Source organism: Verticiella sediminum (assembly GCF_007558815.1).
Lineage (GTDB): Bacteria > Pseudomonadota > Gammaproteobacteria > Burkholderiales > Burkholderiaceae_B > Verticiella > Verticiella sediminum.
The window spans coordinates 725,571-746,291 of record NZ_VLTJ01000039.1; the positions used below are offsets into that span (position 1 = coordinate 725,571).

The 20,721-nt window shown below is 70.3% G+C and carries 22 protein-coding genes; 6 read left to right on the top strand and 16 right to left on the bottom strand.

Annotated elements, in window-relative coordinates:
- Positions 1-2: 2 nt before the first annotated feature.
- From FOZ76_RS22855 to gspG, 13 genes are all read right to left on the bottom strand, one after another.
- Entirely contained in the window at positions 3-875 is an 873-nt protein-coding gene (locus tag FOZ76_RS22855; RefSeq protein ID WP_143950560.1) for a branched-chain amino acid ABC transporter permease, read from the bottom strand.
- A gap of 19 nt (positions 876-894) precedes the next feature.
- Positions 895-2,028 carry an ABC transporter substrate-binding protein gene (locus FOZ76_RS22860; RefSeq protein WP_143950561.1) on the bottom strand — a complete coding sequence of 378 codons (1,134 nt, stop codon included), beginning with the start codon at positions 2,026-2,028 and terminating at the stop codon, positions 895-897.
- A 245-nt stretch (positions 2,029-2,273) separates the two neighbouring features.
- On the bottom strand, positions 2,274-3,134 hold the full coding sequence (gene serB, locus FOZ76_RS22865) for a phosphoserine phosphatase SerB (protein WP_143950562.1): 861 nt from the start codon (positions 3,132-3,134) through the stop codon (positions 2,274-2,276).
- Positions 3,131-4,564, bottom strand: coding sequence for a type II secretion system ATPase GspE (gspE, locus tag FOZ76_RS22870; protein WP_143950563.1), 1,434 nt, complete (start codon positions 4,562-4,564; stop codon positions 3,131-3,133). The genes serB and gspE overlap by 4 nt, the downstream gene beginning before the upstream one ends.
- 10 nt (positions 4,565-4,574) lie before the next feature.
- Positions 4,575-7,046 carry a type II secretion system secretin GspD gene (gene gspD, locus FOZ76_RS22875; RefSeq protein ID WP_143950564.1) on the bottom strand — a complete coding sequence of 824 codons (2,472 nt, stop codon included), beginning with the start codon at positions 7,044-7,046 and terminating at the stop codon, positions 4,575-4,577.
- A gap of 4 nt (positions 7,047-7,050) precedes the next feature.
- Entirely contained in the window at positions 7,051-7,821 is a 771-nt protein-coding gene (gspN, locus tag FOZ76_RS22880; RefSeq protein WP_143950565.1) for a type II secretion system protein N, read from the bottom strand.
- 160 nt (positions 7,822-7,981) lie between these two features.
- Positions 7,982-8,572: a type II secretion system protein GspM gene (gene gspM / locus FOZ76_RS22885; protein ID WP_143950566.1), complete on the bottom strand. Its 591-nt coding sequence runs from the start codon at positions 8,570-8,572 to the stop codon at positions 7,982-7,984.
- Positions 8,569-9,834 carry a type II secretion system protein GspL gene (gene gspL / locus FOZ76_RS22890; protein ID WP_170235582.1) on the bottom strand — a complete coding sequence of 422 codons (1,266 nt, stop codon included), beginning with the start codon at positions 9,832-9,834 and terminating at the stop codon, positions 8,569-8,571. Before gspL ends, gspM begins: the two co-directional genes overlap by 4 nt.
- Positions 9,831-10,769: a type II secretion system minor pseudopilin GspK gene (gspK, locus tag FOZ76_RS22895; RefSeq protein ID WP_143950568.1), complete on the bottom strand. Its 939-nt coding sequence runs from the start codon at positions 10,767-10,769 to the stop codon at positions 9,831-9,833. Before gspK ends, gspL begins: the two co-directional genes overlap by 4 nt.
- Positions 10,766-11,434 carry a PulJ/GspJ family protein gene (locus FOZ76_RS22900; protein WP_170235583.1) on the bottom strand — a complete coding sequence of 223 codons (669 nt, stop codon included), beginning with the start codon at positions 11,432-11,434 and terminating at the stop codon, positions 10,766-10,768. The genes gspK and FOZ76_RS22900 overlap by 4 nt, the downstream gene beginning before the upstream one ends.
- A complete protein-coding gene (gspI, locus tag FOZ76_RS22905; protein ID WP_246129713.1) occupies positions 11,431-11,811 on the bottom strand; it encodes a type II secretion system minor pseudopilin GspI in 381 nt (126 codons plus the stop codon). The genes FOZ76_RS22900 and gspI overlap by 4 nt, the downstream gene beginning before the upstream one ends.
- An 85-nt stretch (positions 11,812-11,896) precedes the next feature.
- Complete coding sequence (locus FOZ76_RS22910) at positions 11,897-12,481, bottom strand: prepilin-type N-terminal cleavage/methylation domain-containing protein (RefSeq protein WP_211366413.1); 585 nt, start codon at positions 12,479-12,481, stop codon at positions 11,897-11,899.
- A 36-nt stretch (positions 12,482-12,517) separates the two neighbouring features.
- Positions 12,518-12,964 (bottom strand): type II secretion system major pseudopilin GspG, encoded by a 447-nt coding sequence (gene gspG / locus FOZ76_RS22915; protein ID WP_281283028.1) that lies wholly within the window; start codon positions 12,962-12,964, stop codon positions 12,518-12,520.
- Between the two features lie 135 nt (positions 12,965-13,099).
- On the opposite strand from gspG, the gene FOZ76_RS22920 reads away from it, so the two are divergent.
- The gene (locus tag FOZ76_RS22920; RefSeq protein ID WP_143950572.1) at positions 13,100-13,531 is read left to right on the top strand and encodes a type II secretion system protein N; all 432 of its coding nucleotides are present in this window, start codon (positions 13,100-13,102) and stop codon (positions 13,529-13,531) included.
- A 70-nt stretch (positions 13,532-13,601) separates the two neighbouring features.
- Here the strand turns inward: FOZ76_RS22920 and gspF are convergent, their stop codons facing one another.
- On the bottom strand, positions 13,602-14,810 hold the full coding sequence (gene gspF, locus FOZ76_RS22925; protein WP_143950573.1) for a type II secretion system inner membrane protein GspF: 1,209 nt from the start codon (positions 14,808-14,810) through the stop codon (positions 13,602-13,604).
- A gap of 10 nt (positions 14,811-14,820) precedes the next feature.
- Entirely contained in the window at positions 14,821-15,270 is a 450-nt protein-coding gene (gene smpB, locus FOZ76_RS22930) for an SsrA-binding protein SmpB (protein WP_143950574.1), read from the bottom strand.
- 53 nt (positions 15,271-15,323) lie between these two features.
- On the opposite strand from smpB, the gene FOZ76_RS22935 reads away from it, so the two are divergent.
- The 4 genes from FOZ76_RS22935 (at position 15,324) to FOZ76_RS22950 (ending at position 18,139) form a co-directional block, all read left to right on the top strand.
- Positions 15,324-15,770, top strand: coding sequence for a type II toxin-antitoxin system RatA family toxin (locus FOZ76_RS22935; protein ID WP_143950575.1), 447 nt, complete (start codon positions 15,324-15,326; stop codon positions 15,768-15,770).
- A complete protein-coding gene (locus FOZ76_RS22940) occupies positions 15,754-16,086 on the top strand; it encodes an RnfH family protein (RefSeq protein ID WP_246129714.1) in 333 nt (110 codons plus the stop codon). Before FOZ76_RS22935 ends, FOZ76_RS22940 begins: the two co-directional genes overlap by 17 nt.
- A gap of 146 nt (positions 16,087-16,232) precedes the next feature.
- Positions 16,233-17,693, top strand: a complete 1,461-nt coding sequence (guaB, locus tag FOZ76_RS22945) for an IMP dehydrogenase (RefSeq protein ID WP_143950576.1) — start codon at positions 16,233-16,235, stop codon at positions 17,691-17,693.
- Positions 17,694-17,908: 215 nt separating this feature from the next.
- Positions 17,909-18,139: a hypothetical protein gene (locus FOZ76_RS22950; RefSeq protein ID WP_143950577.1), complete on the top strand. Its 231-nt coding sequence runs from the start codon at positions 17,909-17,911 to the stop codon at positions 18,137-18,139.
- Between the two features lie 111 nt (positions 18,140-18,250).
- On the opposite strand, the gene FOZ76_RS22955 is transcribed toward FOZ76_RS22950, so the two are convergent.
- Positions 18,251-18,799, bottom strand: a complete 549-nt coding sequence (locus FOZ76_RS22955; RefSeq protein ID WP_143950578.1) for a hypothetical protein — start codon at positions 18,797-18,799, stop codon at positions 18,251-18,253.
- Positions 18,800-19,286: 487 nt separating this feature from the next.
- Between FOZ76_RS22955 and FOZ76_RS22960 the strand changes: the two genes are divergently transcribed.
- Positions 19,287-20,720, top strand: a complete 1,434-nt coding sequence (locus FOZ76_RS22960; protein ID WP_143950579.1) for an ABC transporter substrate-binding protein — start codon at positions 19,287-19,289, stop codon at positions 20,718-20,720.
- The last annotated feature ends 1 nt before the right edge of the window (position 20,721 follow it).

Here is a 20,721-nt window from a genome sequence, read left to right on the forward strand (position 1 = left end):
CCTCAGGAAGCGATGGGCCGGCCGAAGAAGCCGGACGGGCGGAACAGGATGAAGAGGAACAGCACCACGAAGGTGACCGCCTCGCTCCATTGCGGCCCGAACCACAGCAGCGCCAGGTTCTCCGCCAGGCCCAGCAGCAGCCCCGCGCAGGCCGCGCCGCGCAGGCTGCCCACGCCGCCCACGATGGTGGCGGCCAGGCTGATCAGCATGACGTGATGGCCCACCGCCGGGTTCAGCCCCGAGGTGGCGGCCGAAATGATGGCGGCCGGCACGACGAGCAGCGAACCCAGGGCGAAGATCAGCGTGGACAGGCGCGCCGGGCTCAGGCCGTAGGCGCGCACCAGTTCCGGATTCTCGGCCAGCGCGCGTACCGCCATGCCCAGGTGGGTGCGGGTGAGGAAGAGCTGCAGGCCGGCGAAGAAGACCGCTGCGCAGACGATGGCGATGCCCGACAGCGGCGAGACGAACACGCCCTCGACCAGTTCGACGCTGCGCGAGAGCGGCGTGGCCACCGTGACGAAGCCGCGGCCGAACACCATGCCGATCACGTTCTGCACGATGATGCCGGCGCCGAACGAGGCGACGAAGACCGTGAAGAACGAGCCCTCGTGCCGCTTGATGGGCGCGTACACCAGGCGATCCAGCAATACGCCGAACACCACGGCGGCCAGGGCGGCGGCCAGCGCCGCGAGCAGCCAGTGCAGTTCGACCAGCGAATACAGGTCGTAGAAGACGTAGGCGGCCAGGGCGAAGGCCGCGCCGTGCGCGAAGTGAAAGACGCGGGTGGTGGAGAAGATCAGCGAGAAGCCGGCCGCGATCAGGGCGTACAACGCCCCGGTCTGCAGGCCGTTGACCAGCAACTGTAGCAGGAGCATGGATGACTCCGTTGCGCGGTCAGCGCAGGTCCGAGGCGACCACCTTGCCGCCCTTGCCGTCGACCTCGACCACTTGCATCGGGCTCACCGCGGTGCCGTTCTCCAGCAGCGTCACCTTGCCGCCGACGAGTTCGAAGGTGCCGACCGACTTGCGCTGCGCCAGCAGGTTCTCGCCGGTGATCCGCTTGCCCTGCTGGATCAGGTCGTGGGCGAGCAGTCCGAACAGACGCACGGCGTTGTAGTAGTTCGCGATGTAGGCCGTCGGCATCTTGTCGTACTTGGCGCGGTAGTCGTCGACGAAGCGGCGCGTGACCGGGTCGTCCGAGTTCCAGTCGACGTTCTGGGTCGTGTAGAGCGCGCCCATGGCCTCGGGCAGGGTGTTGATCTCCGGCACCGAGAACGCGCTGTAGCTGACGAGCTGCTGCTTGACCCCGTTGTCGCGGAACTGCTTGATGATCTGAGCCTGCTGCGAACCGTAGGAGACGATGTAGACCACGTCCGCGTTGGCCGCGCGCACGCGCGCGGCGATGCCGCTGAACTGCTGTGCGGTGACGGGCACCGAGAAGCTGCCGACCAGTTCGCCGCCGGCCTGCGGCAGCGTCTCCTTCATCTGCGCCAGGATCGACTGGCCGATCGGGTCGTCCACGTAGACCAGGGCGAAACGGGAGAGCTTACGTTCCTGGATGAGGTAGGGGATCATCGCCTTGACCTCGAAGTTGGCCAAGGGAATGATGTTCCAGAAATAGGGGCCCAGTTCGGCCAGGTCGGGGCCCACGCCGCCCCCGTTGATGGCCACCGTCCTGGAGCGCTGCCCGAGCGTGGCGATGGCCTTGGATACGCCGGTGAAGGCCGACAGCACGTAGGGCACCTTGTGCACGTTGACCAGCTTGGTCATGCCGATCACGCCCTGCTGCGGCAGCGCCTGGCTATCCTCGTACTGGATCGTCAGCTTGCCGTCGCCGAGCATCTTGTCGGCGTTGACGTGCTCTGCGGCGAGGTTGGCGCCCGAGCTGAAGACGTCGCCGTACGTGGCGTTCGGGCCGCTCATCGGAAACAGGGCGCCGATGGTGACGTCGGCGGCATGCGCGAACGAGGCCGCGGCCAGGCCGGTCGCGGCCACGGCGGCGGCGAGCCATTTGCGGATGGGGGTCATGGGAGTCTCCTATGGTTTTATTGTTCGTACGGCCGTCCTTGGGAACGGCTTTTTTTGCCATCAGGTAGCCATGGCGAAGCCGCGGCCTTGCCCCGCAGGGCAGCGGCGCAGCCATCGTCCGGGCAGGTTGACGGCACCCGCACATGATATTAGGCAATTCGCACGCGGCCCAGCCTTCGGCATCGACGAAGCAAGGGTTCGCGCCGTATGAACCGGCGCGGCTGGGGAAAGGGGCTGGCGCCCCTTCAGCCCGCGGTGTCCTCGAACCAGTTGAGGATGCCGTCCAGGCCGCTCACGCTCAGTGCGCAGCTCGCCGCGGCTCGCACCGCGGGTTTGGCATGATAGGCCACGCTCAGCGCGGCTTCGCCCATCATGCGCAGATCGTTCGCGCCGTCGCCGATGGCGATTGCGTGCGCGCGCGGCTCGGCGCCCACCTCTGCGCAGAAGCGGCGCAATTGCTCGGCCTTGCCCTCGGCATCGAGGATGCGGCCGAGCACGCGGCCGGTGAGCTGGCCGTCCACGATCTCCAGCTCGTTCGAATAGGCCGCATCCAGCCCCAGCCGCTCCTTGAGGCGGCTCGTGAAGAAGGTGAAGCCGCCGGACACGAGCAGGGTGCGAATGCCCAGGCGCCGCGCGGCCGCGAGCAGGGCTTCGGCGCCGGGGTTCAGGCGCAGGCGCTCCTCGTAGACCTGCTGCAGGGCGCTGGCCGGCACGCCCTGCAGCAGGGCGACGCGGCGGCGCAGGCTCTCGGCGAAATCGGCGATCTCGCCGCGCATGGCGGCCTCGGTGATCTCCGCGACCTGCGGCTTGACGCCCACGGCGTCGGCGATCTCGTCGATGCACTCGATGTTGATGAGGGTCGAATCCATGTCCATCGCGATGACGCGAAAGTCCGACAGGCGAAAGCCGGGCGGAACGAAGGCATGGTCGATACCGTCCTGGGCGCAGCGCTCGGCGACCAGCTCGCGCGCATGCGCGTCGGCGGCCACCTCGCACAGGCGCGTCGCATGCGCGTTCAGGCGCACGGTGCGGCTGGCGCCGGTCAGGGTGGCGATGCGCTCGACGGCGGCGTCGGCCAGGACGGGGCTTTGCAGAATCAGGTTCATGTATCTCGGGTAACTCGTAGGATTTCTTCGGGCGTGGTGCTGCCGTCTGCCACCCAGCGCTCGCCGTCCTGACGCATGGTGCGCATGCCGGCTCGCTGCGCGGCATGGCGCAGGGCCTGTTCGCCCGCGTCCTCGTGGATCAGGCCGCGCAGGGCGTCGTCGATGACGAACAGCTCGTGGATGCCGGTGCGGCCCTGGTAGCCGCTGTGGCTGCAGGCCGCGCAGCCGACCGCGCGCCATTGCGTCGGCCGGCCCTCGGCGTCATGCGCTGCCGGCTGGCGGCAATGCGGGCAGAGCCGGCGCACCAGGCGCTGGGCCAGTACGCCCAGGAGGGACGACGATAGCAGAAAAGGCTCGATCCCCATGTCGGTGAGCCGCGTCACGGCAGAGACCGAGTCGTTGGTGTGCAGGGTGGCGAGCACGAGGTGGCCGGTCAGCGAGGCCTGCACGGCGATCTGCGCGGTCTCCAGGTCGCGGATCTCGCCGATCATGATGACGTCGGGGTCCTGGCGCAGGATGGCGCGCAGGGCCGTGGCGAAGCTCATGTCGATCTTGGCGTTGACCTGGGTCTGGCTGATGCCGGGCAGGTCGTACTCGATCGGGTCCTCGACGGTGAGGATGTTGGTCGTGCTCGCGTCCAGGCGGCCCAGGGCGGCATACAGCGTCGTGGTCTTGCCGCTGCCGGTGGGGCCGGTGACGAGCACGATGCCGTGCGGCTGGTGGATCAGGCGGTCGAGTTCGCCGAGCACGCCGGGGGCCATGCCCAGGCGCGAAAGCTCCAGGCGGCCGGCCTGCTTGTCGAGCAGGCGCAGCACGGCGCGCTCGCCGTGGCCCGTGGGCAGGGTGGACACGCGCACGTCGATCGGGCGGCCGCCCACGCGCAGGGCGATGCGTCCGTCCTGGGGCAGGCGCTTCTCGGCGATGTCGAGCTGGGCCATGATCTTGATGCGCGAAACCAGGGCCGCGTGCAGGGCGCGGCGCGGGCTGACCACGTCGCGCAGCGTGCCGTCCACGCGGTAGCGCACCACCGAATGCGTTTCGTAGGGCTCGATGTGGATGTCGCTCGCCCCGTCGCGCGCGGCCTGGGTGAAGAGTGCGTTGATCATGCGAATGACCGGCGCGTCGTCCTGCGTCTCGAGCAGGTCCTCGACCTCGGGCATCTCCTGCATCAGTCGGTCCAGGTCGATCTCGTTCTCGGCCGCGTCCATCACCGCGGCGGCATTGCCGGGTAGATCGGCGTAGGCGGCGGTGAGGCGCGTCTCCAGCTCGTTGTCGGCCACCGGCAACAGCTCGACGATGCCGTGCACGCGCTGCACCTCGGCGATGGCCCAGGCGGGCGTGCGCTCGGTGACGAGCAGGCTGGCGCCGTCGGTGCGTACGTCGAGCAGGGCGCGTTGCGCGCGGGCCCAGGCAAAAGGCAGCGGATGCATGCCGGGGCCCTCAGCGCCGCACCAGCAGCTCGGGCGCGTAGCCGAGCTGGCGCAGCGCGCCGACGGCGGCGTCGGTGGTGGCGGCCTCGCGCGCGACCCGGATGTACACCTGATACACCGGGTTGGCGCCGGCGCGCCGCACCTGGACATAGGGCGCGAAGCCGGCGTTGCGGATCTGTTCGGCGATCTCGTCGGCCTGCGCCTGGCTGGCCACGCTCGCCGCGAGCAGCACGTTGACGCCGCGATCGAGGTAGATCGCCGCCGGATCGCGCGGGATCACCATGCCGCCGGCCAGCGGCTGGCCGCGGCTGGCGGTGAGGTCGCCTTCGCCGGGCAGGCGCGGCGGCAGGGTCGGTGTGCCCAGCTCCGGCAGCAGCCAGTGGTCGGCCGGCAGGTTGCCGCCCTGCATGGCGCGCATGATGTCGTAGCGCTCGGCGGTGAAGCGGTCGATCTCGGGGCCGCGCACCACGTAGGGACGCAGGAAGATCATCAGGTTGGTCTTGGTGCGCGAGCGCGTGTCGTAGCGGAACAGATTGCCCAGCAGCGGGATGTTGCCCAGGCCCGGCACCTGCTCGCGCCCGCCGCTCATGCGGTCTTCGAGCAGGCCGCCCAGCACGATGATCTGGCCGTCGTCGACCAGCACGTTGGTGCTGACCTCGCGCTTGTTGGTTACCACGCCCAGGTCGGGCATGGCCGCGGTGAGGGCCTCGTCGAGGTTGCTCACTTCCTGGTGGATCGCCAGGCGGATCGTGCCGCCCTCGGAAACCTGCGGGCGGATGCGCAGTTGCAGGCCGACGTCCTGGCGCTCGATGGTCTGGAAAGGGTTGATACCCTCGGCGCTCGTCTGCGTGTACTGGCCGGTGACGAAGGGCAGGTTGCGGCCCACCATGATGCGGGCCTCTTCGTTGTTCAGCGTGAGCAGGTTGGGCGTGGACAGCACGTTGGCGTTGCCGCGGCTTTCGAGCGCTCGGGCGAGCAGGCCGAGGTTGAGGATGTTCAGGTTACCGATGCGGACCGAACCGCGCACCAGGCCGACGTTCAGGCCGTTGCCGATCGATGCGGGGTTGGCCGCCACGCCGATCAGATTCTGGCCCGCGCCGCCGAAGTTGGTGCCGCCGAACGCGCCGCTGCCGCCGTCCAGGCGGCCGCCGCCGGCCATCCACTGCACGCCGAACTCGGCGGCGTCGTTGGCCGCCATTTCCACGATCAGGCTTTCCACGAAGACCTGGGGGCGGCGCACGTCGAGCTGTTCGATCACGCTGCGCAGGTTGCGGTAGATCGGAGGCGGCGCGTTGATGATGAGGGTGTTGGTGGCCGGATCGGCCTGCACGGTCGCACCGCCGGCGGAAAAAGCGTTGCCGCCCTGCTGGCCGCCTGTGGCCGCCGAGGTGAGGTTGAGGGTGCCGTCCTGCCCGCCACCCATGCCGCTGCCGCCGCCCAGCCCACCGCCGAGCCCGCCGCCGGCGCCGTTCGCACCGCCCAGACTGCCGCCGCCCAGGCCGCCACCCGCTGCCTGCGAGAGCTGGCCCATGTCGGCCGAGCCGCCCTGCGACTGGCCGGTCAGCAGGCCGCGCAGCACCTCGGCCAGGCGCACGGCCTCGGCGTTGCGCAGCGTGACCACGTGCATGGTGGTCTGGCCCGCCTCGGGCGTGTCCAGGCGGGCGATCAGCTCGCGCGCGAGCTGGGTGCGAGCCGGACTGCCCGAGCGGATCATCAAGGTGTTGGCGCGTGCGTCGGCGACCACGCTGATGCGCTGGGTGGGGTCGTTCGCGCCGTTGTCGAGCAGCCGGGTGAGCTGCGCGGCCAGGTCCGGGGCGACCGCATAGCGCAGCGCGATCACGTCGGTGTCGGTGGAGCCGGGTGTGTCGATCGACTGGATAACCTGGGCGATGCGGTTCAGGTTGCCGGCGTAGTCGGTGATGACCAGCGTGTTGTTGCCCGGGTAGGCGTTGACCGGGTTGTTCGGCGAGACCATGGGCCGCAGCACCGGCACCAGGTTGGCCGCGTTCTCATGGCGCAGCGTGAAGACGCGCGTCACCAGTTGATCGCCCGCAAAGGCCGCCGGCGGCGCTGCGGTTCCCGTGGCCACCGCGCTGCCCTGCAGTTTGGCGTCGGCCTCGGGCACCACCTTGGCGATGCCGTCCGTCTCGACCACCGCGAAGCCCTGCATGCGCAGCGCGCCCAGCAGCATGCGGTAGGCGATGTCCCGGTTCACCGGGCGCTCGGAAACCAGGGTGAGCTGGCCCTTGACGCGCGGGTCGATCAGGAAGGTCTTGCCGGTGAAGTGGCCCAGGGCGCGCACCACGGCGTCAAGGTCGGCGTCGACGAAGTTCAGCACGACGTCGCCGGGGTTGCGCACGGCGGCAGCCTCGCCCGTGCCTTGCGCGGCTGCCGGCAGAGGGCCCAGCGCCGAGGCGGCGAACACGCAGGCCGCCACGAACGGGGAGAAGGGGAAGCAGCGAAAGCGGGAAGTTGACGTCATCGGGCTAGCGGCCAAACTGAAAAAGGGTCTCGTCCCCGGAGCGCCGGCCGATGGCCGAGAGCAAACCCTGAAGACTCATGATGGTGGTGTCCGGCGTGCCTGGCGCCGGGCCGGCGCGGCCCGAGAAGCGCGCCGCGGCCGTGGGCGAGAAACTGCCTTCGCCCTGCACCTGGAGTACGCCGCGCAGGGTCGCGATGGAAACGTGGGCGGCGCCATTGTCGCCGGTCATCTGCACGCGGTAATCGCCCAGCGGGCGCACGGGCGACAGCGCCGAGCCGGCCAGGGTCCAGTCGAGCGTGACGAGCTGGCCGCTCGGCACGCCGCCGCGATAGGGCAGGCGCAACCCCGGCCAGCTTGCGCGCAGGGTGCCGCTGGGCTTGAGGGTGTTCAGCGGCGCGCCGAGGGTGGCCAGGGTCTCGGCCGGCAGGCGCACCTGGCAGGGGCCCAGGCCGAGACCGGACCAGCCCGCGCGTATGGCGAGCTGGCTGCATTCCAGCCAAGGATGGTGCACCAGGGCGCGCAAGCCGGCGTCCCAGCCGGTCTGCCACCGGATCGGATCGGGCAGCGTGGTGCGTGCGCCGGGCGGGCCGAGCGCGACCAGCGCGGTGCCGGCCCAGACCGTGCCCGAAGCGTCGACGATGGCGAGCGGCGCATCGGCCGGCAGGAGCGTGATCAGCCAGCGTGCCGGCAGCACGGCGAGCGCGGCGGCTAGCGCCAGGATGGCGAGCGCCGCGCCGACGAGGACGCGCGGTGCCCAGCGGCGCATGGCATTCATGGACGACCCTCCTGTCGCTGGCGCGACATCCTCCCCGCGGGAGGAATCGCACCTCCTTCGGGCGGCCGGGCGGGGGCGTCGGAAAATGCCCTCCTGTCGCTACGCGACATCCTCCCCGCGGGAGGAATCGCACCCCCTTCGGGCGGCCGGGCGGGGGCGCTCATGGCGTACCTCCATCGTCGCCGGCCGCACTCAGATCCACGCCGCCGCTGACCAGCCCGGGCAGGATGGCGCCGGCGTCGTCGGCGACGCGGCTCAGGTCCACGCGGGTGGGGCGCAGGCGCAGTTCGGTGCCCACGTCGCGCAGCCAGCCGAGTACGGGTTCGATCGGCGCCGCCCGCAGCGTCACCTGCCAATGCCTCGCTTCGCGCGACACGCTGGCGTGGGTCGCGAGGCCCGCGCGCGTCAGACTGGCGGCGAGGTCGGTTTCGCCGATGGGCGCACCGGCCCGCGCCTGGCGTGCGTTCGACGCGCGTGCCTGGGCGATCACGGTGTCGAGCTGGGCGGCCTGTGCCCGCAGGGCCGGCAGGGTGTCGGCGGCGGCCCGCGTGGTGCGCCAGGCCGGCAGGAACAGGAACTGCCAGGTCAGGGCGACGCCGGCCAGCGTCGCGGCCAGGCTCACCAGGCGCCGCTCGCGCGGGACGAGGCGCTGCCAGCGCGTGGCGACGGCACGGCGCGTCTCGCCATAGCGGGCCTGCAGCCCGCGCTGGGCCTGCGTCTGCGGGGACGAGCCGGAAAGGCGGCGGCTCATCGTGCGCCCCCGTTCGGGCCGAGGCCGGCACGCGGTGCCAAGACCCCTGTGTCGGCGCCGATCCCGGCGCCCAAGACGCGGGGGCGCAGCAACCAGGTACCGTCGCGTTGTTCGATCTCCAGATCCAGGTCGCGCGCGCGGGCCGCGGTGTCGGGGTCGAGCGCGCGCGCGCCCACGTCGCCGACGGTGCTGACCGCGAGCACGCCGTCCTCGTAGTGCAGCCGGTCGACCTGCGCGCCCGCGGGCAATAGGCGGGCGCCTGCCAGCGCCAGGGTTACCACGTCGTCGGCTACGCGATCGCCGACGGCCGCGAGCAGCGCGTCGCGCCGCTGCGTGGCCTGGCGCAGCGGGTCGAGCACGACCGGGATGTCCGGAAAGGCTGCGCGCACGGCCGCCGCCATCTGTGCGCGCACGGCGTCGGCTTCGCGCGAGAGCCGCGCCGCGTGCAGGTTCAGGCCGAGCAGCCAGAGCGCCGCCGCAGCCGCCGCCCAGGCGAGGGGCCTGCGCCAGGTCGACGCCTGCATCCGCCGTGGCCGCAGCGCCGGGAGGGCCAGCGACCAGGCGGGCAGGCTGGCGCCCCAGCCGGCGTCCGCCGGCAATACCCGGGGCGCAGGCGCATCCGGGCCGGGCTGCGCATACCAGGACGGCACCGCGCCCAGCCACACGGGCTGCGCCTGCGGCTGGCGCTGCCAGGTAAGCCGCAGCCAGGCCATGGCGTTGGCGGCGGCGGCCCGGGCATCGTCGGGCAGCACGAGCGCGCTGCCGGCGTCGCGCCCGGCGCGCGCGAGCAGCACGTGGTCCTGCACGGCGAGCACCAGCTCGCCATCCTCGGGCAGGGGCAGGGCGAGCGGCGCGGGCACCAGGGCCTGGACCGGCAGGCCCGCGTCGGCCAGCAGCGCCCAGGCGCGGGCCAGGGCCGATCGGTCGGCCCAGGCGATCGGCGTCGCGCCGTTGGCCGCTCGCGCGCCATGGGCCAGGGCGTACGGCTCGCTGTCGCCCAGCAGCAAGGGCTCGGCCGCGCCGGCGACCGCGCTGGCCATGCGGTGCGCAGGCAAGGGCGGCAACACCACGGCAGCGAGGTTCGCGTCGGCCGGATGCAGGATGGCCGCCGCGGGCACCGGCGGCAAGGTGGCGGCCAACTGGGCCATCGTCAGTTCGCCGCTGCGCACTGCCTGCCCTTGCTGCACCAGGGCGAAACGCAGCGGCACCTGCGGAGCGAGCTCCGCGAGGCGTGGCAGTTGCAGGCGTAGCGTGGCTTTCAAGGCAATTCTCGGATCCAGACGATTTCGGGCGATGGTGCCGCACCGCGTTGCAGGAGCGCTTCGGTGCCCACGACGGCGCGCTCGAGCGTAACCGCGCCTTTTACCAGAAACCAATTGCTATTTACTACGACGTTGGGTTTCGCAGATGTAACGCCGATGCTTTCGATGCGAAGCCAGAAGCCCGCCGCGTCATTGAATGTCTGGCCGGCGTCGCGCTGCGCTGCCACCCCGCGCATCGCGGGCAGCGGCAAGCCGGTCAGGGCCGCCAGGACTTCGGGCGTCGCGGTGTTGACGTTGACGTCGGTCCGCTCGGGCAGCAGGGTGACGTGCGGGCGCAGGGCGGCGATGGCCGCCGGGCCCAGCACCTCCATGTGGCCGAGATCGTCCAGGCGCGTCGGCATGGGCGCCGCCGGCAGGCGGGCGCTGCGCGCGGGTTCGTCATCCTGCGAGGCCGTGCCCGGATCGCGCTGGGCCGCGGCGATGCGCGCAGCGACGAAGGCGGCAAGGCCTTCGGGCAGATCGAGCAGGGGCAGCAGGCGGCGCAAGGCCGTGATGTCGTCGTCGCGCACGGCGCCGTTCTGCGCGAGGTTGCGCAGGTTGAACTTGCCCTGTTCGTCCTCGATGCGGCCGGAGAGCACGGCGGTGCGGTCCCCGTCGAGCGCAACGCGGGTGTCCTCGATGGGGGTCGCCCACATCTGCCCCTGTCGGGTGGTGACGGCTGTGCGCAGGCCGTCGGAGCGCAGGATCAAGCGGGCCCAGTCCACCCCGGCGGTCATCAGCAGGCGGGCCTGGGCGCGCGCCATCTCGTTTCCCAGCGCGCGTACGTCCGTGGCCTGGCGCTGCAGCAGGCCGGTGACGAGGACGGTCGCGACCATCACCACGACCAGGGCGGCGACCACGGCCATGCCGTGTTGGGAGCGTCGGTGCGGCCTCATCGGAACTCCGTCACGCGGCGATAGCCGGCCTGGGGCGGCATGTCGCGCTCGAACACCATTTCCAGCCCCTGCACCACGGCCGTGCTGTCGGCCGGCAAGGGCAGGTCGGCCCAGCCGCGGCCGGCCACCCAGCCGCGCAGCGACCAGGCTGTGACGCGTGGCAGCACCACCGTGCCGCCCGCGGGCGCCGGCAGCGGGTAGATCGAGGACGCGGCGCCGACGGCGCGGTGCAGCGCACCGTCCTGCTGCCACCAGCGCACGCGCTGCCAGGCGCCAGGCTGGGCAGGCGCCTCGCGCACGATGTCCAGCTCGAGCTGCCGGCCGGGCTGCAAGGTCAGGGCCAGCGGCAGGCCCGGCCGGACGCTCGACGGGGCCGGGGGCGTCTCGGTGCCGGTCGATTGCGCGAGCAGCAGCGGCTCGAGCGCCATGTCGGGCGCCCGCGCCGCCAGGTCGCGCTCCCACTGGCCCAGCACGCGCAGCAGGGCCGCGCTGTCGTCGGCGTCCTGCGTCAGGCGTTCGCGCAGGAAGATGATGCCGTCCAGGCCGCGCCAGGCCATCAGGCTCAACACCGCCATCAGCGTGATCGCCACCAGCAGCTCGACGAGCGTGAAGCCGCCGGCGCGCCGGCGGCGGAGGGCATGTGTTGTGGGCGGACGCGCGCTCACTCGGGCACCCTCGACAACAGGCCGCCGACGGAGGCCAGGGTCTCCAGGCGCTCGTCCTGGCGATGCACGCGGACGACGACCTGACGGAAATTGGCGTTCACGGAGCTGCTGATGGTGTGTTCGCAGACGAGGGCGATGCCGCCCTGTGGACAGGGCACGCTGCCGCGGCCGGGCGCGGGAAACTCGCGCGCCAGCCGCATCTCGGCCAGGCGGTTCTCGGCCGACAGCACGGCGATGGCGCGCTCGCGCAGGCCGGCGTCGTTGCCGGCGATCATGCCGGCCGCGCGCACGGCCGCGCCCAGCGCGACGGCGACGATGGCGAGCGCGATCAGCACCTCGATCAGCGTGAAACCGCGCGCGGCCCGGCCCAACGGCAAAAAAAAGGGGGCGCCTTCGGCGCCAGGATGGACTTGCCTCGCCGGACCTCGCCGTAAACGGCGAGGCTGGCCCTTGGGCCCATGGTCACTGCACGGCATAGCGGCCTGCGGCATCCCGCACGATGAGGGCGTGCCCCGTGTCGGCCGACAGCTCGACGCGCAGGGGCGGTGCGATCCACTCCGGCGTGAAGACCGCGCCGCCGGGCGGTTCCACCCGCACCTGGACGGGCGCGGAGGCCCAGGCGCGCGGGCGCAGCGGCGCATCGGGCGGGAAGGTCTCGGGCGGCGCATCGAGCACGGTGGTGGGCAAGGGCTCGCCATCGACATAGCGGCGCGCGGGGCGCTCGAAGCGATAGCCGTCCGGACCCGCGACCCAGGCGATGTTGCGCCCGTCCGCGCGCACCTCGCTGTGCGCCAGCGCGAACAGCTCGACCAGGCGGCGGGCCTCGGTCTGGATGTCGGCCTGGCGCGGCGGCATGGCCGCGAGGCCGACGGTCGCGGCCAGGATGCCGATGATGGCAACCACCACCATCAGCTCGAGCAGGGTGAAGCCGTCCTGCCGCGCGGCTGGTTCCCCGGGGACGGGCACGCCACCTTCGGGCGGCCAGGCGGTGGCGTTGGGATGACGGCCCTCCGGTCGCTGCGCGACCACCTCCCCGAGGGAGGGCACGCCACCTTCGGACGGCCGGGCGGTGGCGTGCATGCGCTACAGCGCCCAGGAGCCGATTTCTGCGTCGACGCCTTCGCCGCCAGGCTGGTTGTCGGCGCCCAGCGAGAAGACGTCGATTTCGCCGTGCACGCCGGGGTTGAGGTATTGGTAGGGGGCGCCCCACGGGTCGGTGGGGACGCGATCCAGGGTGCGGCGCCAGTTGGCGCCGACGGGCCCGGCCGCGGGCTTCTCGACCAGCGCCTGCAGGCCCTGCTCGTTGCTGGGGTAGCGGCCGTTGTCCATGCGATACAGGCTCAGGGCCTGCACAATGGCGCGGATATCCTGCTTGGCGGCGGCAACGCGCGCCTGGTCGGGGCGCTCCAGCAGGCTCGGCACCACCAGGGCGGCGAGAATACCCATGATGACCACCACCACCATGATCTCGAGCAGTGTGAAACCCTGCTGGCGACGCAAAGCCCGGCGCGCGGGAGAAAGACTGTGCACGGAAACGAAGACTCCTTGGACATGCCGCCTGCAGCGGCGCGACTGGCGCGGGACGCCACAGGCTGACTATCCTAATACAGTTGTTTAACAATTGTGTTGCAATATGACGCGGTTTCGGCGGAACACAGGATCGACATGAACAGGGATTGGCCTGCCTTGGGGCGCAGCTCGGTGCAGTGGTTGTCCATCGCGGCGCTCGCCGTCGGGGTGGGGGTATGGGGCGCTATCCTGCTCGCGCCCACGCCGCGCGCGATTCCGCCTGCGCTCGTGGTCGCCACACAGCCGCCGGCGGACACGGCGCCCGTGGCGGGATGGTTCGGCGCCGCAGCGGCGGCGCGGGTGAAGGTCGAGTCCAGCGGCCTCATTGCGGCGGGGCCCGACAGCTCGGCGATCCTTGCCGTCGACGGCGGGCGGGCGCGCGCCTACGGCGTGGGCGCACGCCTGGCCAGCGATCTCACGCTGGCGGAGGTCAGGCCGGATGCCGTGGTGTTGCGCCAGGGTGCGCAGCACGTGGTGGTCGAGGTGCCCCGGCTGCCCGAGCCGTCCGGGATCACGCCGGCGCGCTGAGCCGTGCGCGTCGGGCTTCCCCGCGGGCAAACCCGCCCGGCGACGATCCGCCGGCAGCGCCTTGCCCGGCTCATTGCACGAGCTGGTTGATCTCGATGATGGGCAACAGCACGGCCAGCACGATCAGCAGCACGAAGCCGCCCATGGCGAGGATGAGCAAGGGCTCCATCATCGCGGTGAGCGTCATGGCGCGGCGTTCGAGTTCGCGCGACAAAGTCTGCGCCGCGCGGCCGAGCAGTTCGGGCAGCGCGCCGGTGCGCTCGCCGCTTGCGATGAGGTGGATCAGCAGCGGGGGGAAGCGGCCCTGGGCCTTGAGGGCGTGCGCCAGGCTGGCGCCTTCGCGCACCCGGTCGGTCGCGGTGTCGATGTCGGCGCGCAGCCTGTCGTTGGCGACCGTCTGGCGGGCGGCGTCCAGCCCGCGCAGCAGCGGTACGCCGCTGCCGGTCAGTATGGCCAGGGTCGAGGCGAAGCGCGCGGCGTTCAGGCCGAGCGAAAAGCGGCCGGCGAGCGGCAGCCGGAGGATCGCCGCATGCCAGCGCAGCCGGTGCGCCGGATTGCGCAGCAGGGCGCGCCAAATCGCAGCGAGCAGCACCAGGATGCCCAGTGCCACCCAGCCCCAGCCCTGTACGAACTCCGACAGGCCGAGCATGACGCGGGTGAGCAGGGGCAGCGCCTGGCCGGACTGCGCGAAGGCATTGACCACCTGCGGCACCACGTAGGCGAGCAGGAAGATCACGATGGCCACCGACACCAGGCTCACGATCGCCGGGTAGATGAAGGCCGTGCGCACTTTGTTTTGCAGGGTGTTGCGCTCTTCGATGTAGTCGGCGAGCTTTTCCATCACCTGCGCGAGGTTGCCCGACTCCTCGCCCGCTGCGACCAGGGCGCGATAGATTTCCGGGAAGTCGCGCGGGCGCGAGCCCAGGGCATCGGCCAGCCGATGGCCCGCGCGCACGTCGCTGCGCACGCCGGCCAGGACCTCGGCCAGGTAGCGGCGCTCGGCCTGTTCCGCGGTGGCGCTCAGCGTTTCCTCCAGCGGCAGCCTGGCCGAGAGCAGGCTGGCCATCTGGCGGGTGGCCCAGGCGAGTTCGGCGTCGGTGAGCCGCGGGGCGAACCAGCCGCGCGCCTGCGCGGACGCGGCGCCGGCGTCCTCGACCTGCAGCGGCGTCAGGCCGCGCGCGCGCAACTGGTTGCGGGCACCGCGTGCGGTGTCCGCGTCCAGCGTGCCGCGTTCGATGCGGCCCGTGGCGTCTGCCGCCTCGAAGCGGAACGAGGGCATGCCGGGCCCGTCAGCGCGCGGCGCTCTTCATGATGCGTTCGCGCTCGCGCTGCCAGTCGCGTTCGCGCGCGGTATCGCGCTTGTCGTGCAGCTTCTTGCCGCGCGCGAGCGCGAGCTCGAGCTTGATGCGCCCGTTGCGATAGTGCAGGTCCAGGGGCACCAGGGTATAGCCGCGCTGCTCGACCCGGCCGATGAGCTTGCTGATCTCGTCGGCCTTGAGGAGCAGCTTGCGCGTGCGCGTGGCATCGGGCCTGATGTGCGTGGAGGCGGTGGGCAGCGCACTGATGTGCATGCCGATGATATAGAGTTCGGCATTGCGGATCACGATGTGGCTCTCCTTGAGCTGCACACGGCCGTCGCGGATGGCCTTGACCTCCCAGCCTTCGAGCACGAGCCCGGCCTCGAAGCGGTCTTCGATGAAGTAGTCGTGAAACGCCTTCCGATTGTCGATGATGCTCATGGTCGCCAAGCCGGTAAAATCTTTCGATTCTACCCTTTGCCAATTTCCCGCGTATGCATAACGTGCAACGATCCGTGCTGGTGCCCTACGCCCCCGCGCGGATGTTCGAACTCGTCGCGGATGTCGAGAGTTATCCGGACTTCATGCCCTGGTGCGGCGGCGCCCAGGTGCTCGAGCGCACCGACGACGGCATGCTCGCCTCGGTCACGATCAGTTTCGCCGGTCTGCGCCAGTCGTTCACCACCCGCAACACTCACGACTTTCCGAACAGCATCCATCTGACGCTGGTGGACGGGCCTTTTTCGAGGCTGGACGGCCATTGGGAGTTCCAGAGCCTGGGGGATGGCGAGGCGTGCAAGGTCGTGTTCACCATGGAATACGCGTTTGCCGGCCGCGCGCTGGAGCTGCTGGTGGGCCCGGTGTTCAACCGCATCGCGACGACTTTCATCGACGCGTTCTCCCAGCGCGCGGAGCGGTTGTACGGTGGCGCAATCAGTTGAGCAGGGCGCCCGGGTGCGCGTGAGCGTCTGCTATGCCTTGCCGGGCGCGGCGTGGCAGCGCGCGCTCGAACTGCCGGCGGGAAGCACTGTGCGCGACGCGATCGCGGCCAGCGGCTTCGCCGCCGAGCATCCCGGCGTCGATCCCTATGCCCACGGCATCGCGGTGTTCGGCGCATTGCGCGGCCCGGGCCACGTGCTCGAATCGGGCGAGCGCGTCGATATCCTGCGCCCGCTCACGTTCGATCCGATGGAGTCGCGCCGGCGGCGCGCCCGGCACAAGGCGGCTGCCGCGGCGAAAAAGGCGGCGGCTGACTGAAGCGCTTCAGGGAGCGCACGGCCGTCTGCGTCGGCGGCTCGCGCGCGGGCGACGGCTCGCCCTGGGCGGGGCGAGGGCTTGCGTGTCGGCTGGAAATGTGCCTTGTCGAGGCGTATAATTCGTTTTTGCGCCCAGGGTAAATCTCCATGCGTCTCGTCAAACAAGCGCTCACCTTCGACGATGTGCTGCTCGTCCCGGCTTATTCGGACGTCCTCCCCCGCGACACTCAGCTCGCCACGCACCTCACCCGCGACATCGTCCTCAACATCCCCCTCGTGTCCGCCGCCATGGACACGGTCACCGAAGCCCGCCTCGCCATCGCGATGGCCCAGGAAGGTGGCATCGGCATCGTCCACAAGAATCTCTCCGCTGAAGCCCAGGCGCGCGAAGTGCTCGCCGTCAAGCGCTTCGAGTCTGGCGTGGTCGGCGATCCGGTCACGGTCACTCCCGACATGCGCGTGCGCGACGCGCTCGCACTGCAGCGCCAGCATGGCATCTCGGGCCTGCCGGTCGTGCAGGGCAAGGAAGTCGTGGGCATCATCACCAACCGCGACCTGCGCTTCGAGGATCGTCTGGACGCTCCGCTGTCCAGCGCGATGACCCCGCGCGAGCGGCTGGTCACGGTGCGCGAGGGCGCGACCCCGGAAGAAGCGCAGGCCCTGATGCACAAGCACCGCCTGGAGCGTGTGCTGGTGGTCAACGACCACTTCGAACTGCGCGGCCTGATGACCGTCAAGGACATCAACAAGAACATCGAGCGCCCCTACGCGGCGCGCGATAGCCAGGGCAAGCTGCGCGTGGGCGCGGCCGTGGGCGTGGCGGGCGACACCGAAGAACGCGTCGAGAGGCTCGCGGCCGCAGGCGTGGACGTGATCGTCGTGGACACCGCGCACGGCCACACCCGCGGCGTGATCGAGCGCGTGCGCTGGGTCAAGCAGAACTATCCGCAAGTGCAGGTCGTCGGCGGCAACATCGCCACCGGCGACGCAGCGCGTGCGCTGGCCGAGGCCGGCGCCGACGGCGTCAAGGTCGGCATCGGGCCCGGCTCGATCTGCACCACCCGCGTCGTGGCCGGTGTCGGCGTGCCGCAGATCACCGCCATCTCCGACGTGGCTGCTGCCCTGGAAGGCACGGGCGTGCCGCTGATCGCCGATGGCGGTGTGCGCTTCTCGGGCGACGTCGCCAAGGCCCTGGTGGCCGGCGCCAATACCGTCATGATGGGCGGCATGTTCGCCGGCACGGAAGAGGCCCCGGGCGAGGTCGTCCTGTACCAGGGCCGCTCGTACAAGTCGTACCGCGGCATGGGCAGCCTGGGCGCGATGACCGACGGCTCGGCCGACCGCTACTTCCAGGATCCGGCCAACAACGCCGACAAGCTCGTGCCCGAAGGCATCGAAGGCCGCGTGCCCTACAAGGGCAGCGTCCACGCCATCATCTTCCAACTGGTCGGCGGCGTGCGCGCCTCGATGGGCTATTGCGGCTGCAGCACGATCGAAGAGATGCGTACCCGTCCGCAGTTCGTGCAGATCACCGCGGCCGGCATGCGCGAATCCCACGTGCACGACGTGCAGATCACCGAAGAAGCCCCGAACTATCAGGCAGGTTGATCCCGCACCTGGCACTGCATTGCAATAATGGCCCGACATTGTTCGGGCCATTATGCTTTTCGGTGTCGTGCCGGGCGCAGTCCGGGTCCTGAACGCCCCGACGCCGGCGAGGACGGCGCCTGCGCGCGGGAGGCATACCCCTTGCTGCCTTCGTCCGGGCCAAGGGCGCGGATGGCTCCCGGTTCCCCGGGAGCGGCGACGCCCGGGAGAAGGTCATGAGCAAGGTGGACCCCAGCAAGCCGATAGCCCCGCCCGCACCCGCCACGCCGTCGGTCGAGAAGCCGCGGAACACGCGCGAGCCCGAGGACCGTACCTTGGGAAATCGTCCGGTGGATCCGAACGCCGCCAACCAGAAAGTCCGGATCCCGCCGGGCGTGGCGCCGGAAGAAGTCCGCGACCCCGGCAGCAACACACCGGGGGCCCCGCCGGTGGACAACCGGTCCTGAGCGCTCCCGCGCGGCCGCCCGGAGGGAGCGCGTTCCTCCCGCGGGGAGGATGTCGCGCAGCGACAGGAGGGTGCCTTGGGTCGCTCCCGCGCGGCCGCTTTCTCTTCCTTTTTATTGCATCAACCCGCCCAGTTGGGCAAGCCAGTGCTTGCCCGCGCTGACGGCTTCGCCGTAGACGGCATCGGTTTCGCGCACCTCCCGGTCGAGGATGCGCACGTCGTAGGCAGGCGCAGTGTCGGCGTCGAGGATGAGGCGCAACTCCACGCGGCGCACTTCCTGCCAGCGCGTGATCTCGCCCTCGGCCCTGTGCACCACGGGCGGGGACAGCTTCTTCTTCAGCTCACTCACCCGAGCATCTGCGCCGGGGCGCTGCACGGCGGCCAGAGGTTCGCCATCCCGATAGAGTTCCGCGGCAAGCACCTGCGCAGCCGGGATGCGCTGCGCGGAGCGGCCCGGGCGCAGCAGCCCGATTTCGCGCGAGCCCGGATCCAGGGCGATGCCGGTGCCGCCATCGGCGCCGAACAAGGTCAGCGACGGATTGAAGCCCTGCATCGCATCCAGCGAGGTCTGCAGCGCCTGTTCGCGCCTGGGTTCGTCCTTGTGCCAGAAGAAGGCGCCGAGGGCGATGGCGACGATCAGGGCGATGACGATGACTGCCATGGGCTCTCCGGAGTTTCAGCCCCTCGATTCTAGGGGCGTTGCGCGGATCGCCGGGCAGTGCGGCGCGGCGATTTGGTAGCCGGTTGTGAACGGCGCGGTCCGCGCTTCGCCCCCGTGGCCATGAACGGCCGCACGCACTGGCGTGGGGACGGCCCGCGTCACGATAGTGCGTAGTGCACTCGAGCGGTGGGCATGCGCCTGCCTCATCGCCCCCGCGCTCCTCGTATTCCCTGCGACACATCGATTGGCACGCCTTTTGCATCATTTTGAATCGTCATAACGAGTTATGTTGAGTTAAGCGACCATGGCATTCCACGACGGTGACCCGCCTGAATCACTCCCGAGGAGACGACCGCCAGTTCAAGGTTCGCGCCGCGCGTTCCACTGACCAGCAAAACCGGGGTGGCCGGGGTCGCATACGGTTCCGCGGCCGCCACTGCCCCAGCAAGAAGGACCCGCCTGCCCATTCTCTTTCGGAGATTTCACTATGCGCTTCGCTTCTCTTGCACGTCACATCGCCAACCTCATGGTGCCGCTGGGCACCTCGCTCGCGCTTGCCGCGCCGCTGCATGCGCAGACCATCAACCTCGGCATCGGCACCCAGAACACGACGACCAATACCGTTACCGGCGGCATCCTCCTGAAGGAGCTGGAGCTGCTGGAAAAGCACTTGCCCCGGACCGGCAAGTACGAGGGCGTCAAGTACAACATCAGTTGGCAGAACGCCACGTCGGGGCCGCCCATCACCAACGGCATGATGGCCGACAACATCCAGATCGGCATGATGGGGGACTACCCCCTGCTCGTGAATGGCGCGACCGGACAGGCCACGGGGAACCCGACGCGGCTCGTCGCCGTGATTGCCTACAACGAGGTGGGCGGCGGCAACGGCATCGTGGTGCCCAAGGATTCGCCGTACTACGCGCTGGATGACCTGAAGGGCAAGACGGTATCCGTGCCGTTCGGCTCCGCCGCCCACGGCATGATGCTGCAGGCTTTGCAGCAGCGCGGCCTGCCGCCGACGTTCTGGAACCTGGTTTCGCAATCGCCGGAGGTCGGCAGCACCAACCTGCAGGAAAAGCGCATCGACGGGCACGGCAACTTCGTGCCTTTCGCCGAGCTGCTGCCGTTCCGCGGCATCGCCCGCAAGATCTACGACGGTTCGGAAACCCGGCAGCCGACGTTCCATGGCGTGGTGGTCCGCGAGGATTTCGGTGAAAAGTATCCCGAAGTCGTGGTGGGCTACATCAAGGCGATGATGGAAGCCAACGACTGGGTGCGCAGCAATCCCAAGGCCGCCGCCGAGAAGATCGAGGCCGTGACCGGGATCGACAAGGAAGTCGCCTATATCTTCCTCGGCCCGGGTGGCATGCATACGCTGGATCCGACGATCAAGCCGCGCTGGGTGGAAGCGCTGGGCGTCGACTACGGCGTGCTCAAGAACCTCGGCATGATCAAGGAGCTGGACATCCCGGCCTGGGTCGACGACAGCTACGTGCGCCGCGCCCACGAGGAGATGGGCCTGGACTACGAGGCGCAACTCGCGTCCTTTGCCAACTATGCCGTCCAGGGCGACGACCCGGTATGCGGCAAGCCCATCACCAACCCGAACGAATCCGGCCAGATCTGGATTGAGGACGGCGACATTCTTTCGTTCAGCTCCGCTGTCTGCACGCTTGCCGGCGTAAAGAGGTACGAAGCCGAGGGCAAGAAGCTGGATGCGGTCTACCTCGTGGATCACACGCTGGGCATCAAGGTATTCGCCAATGCGGCGTTCTACACCGTGGCCGGCGACCCGAAGCAACCGCAGATCACGCCTTATCTGCTCAGGCGCGACGCCGAGGCGGATGCCGAGAAGAACGGCGGCAAGGTCGCCACCTACGACGAAGCGCTGGCCGCTGTCGGCAGCGTGGAGCTCTGAC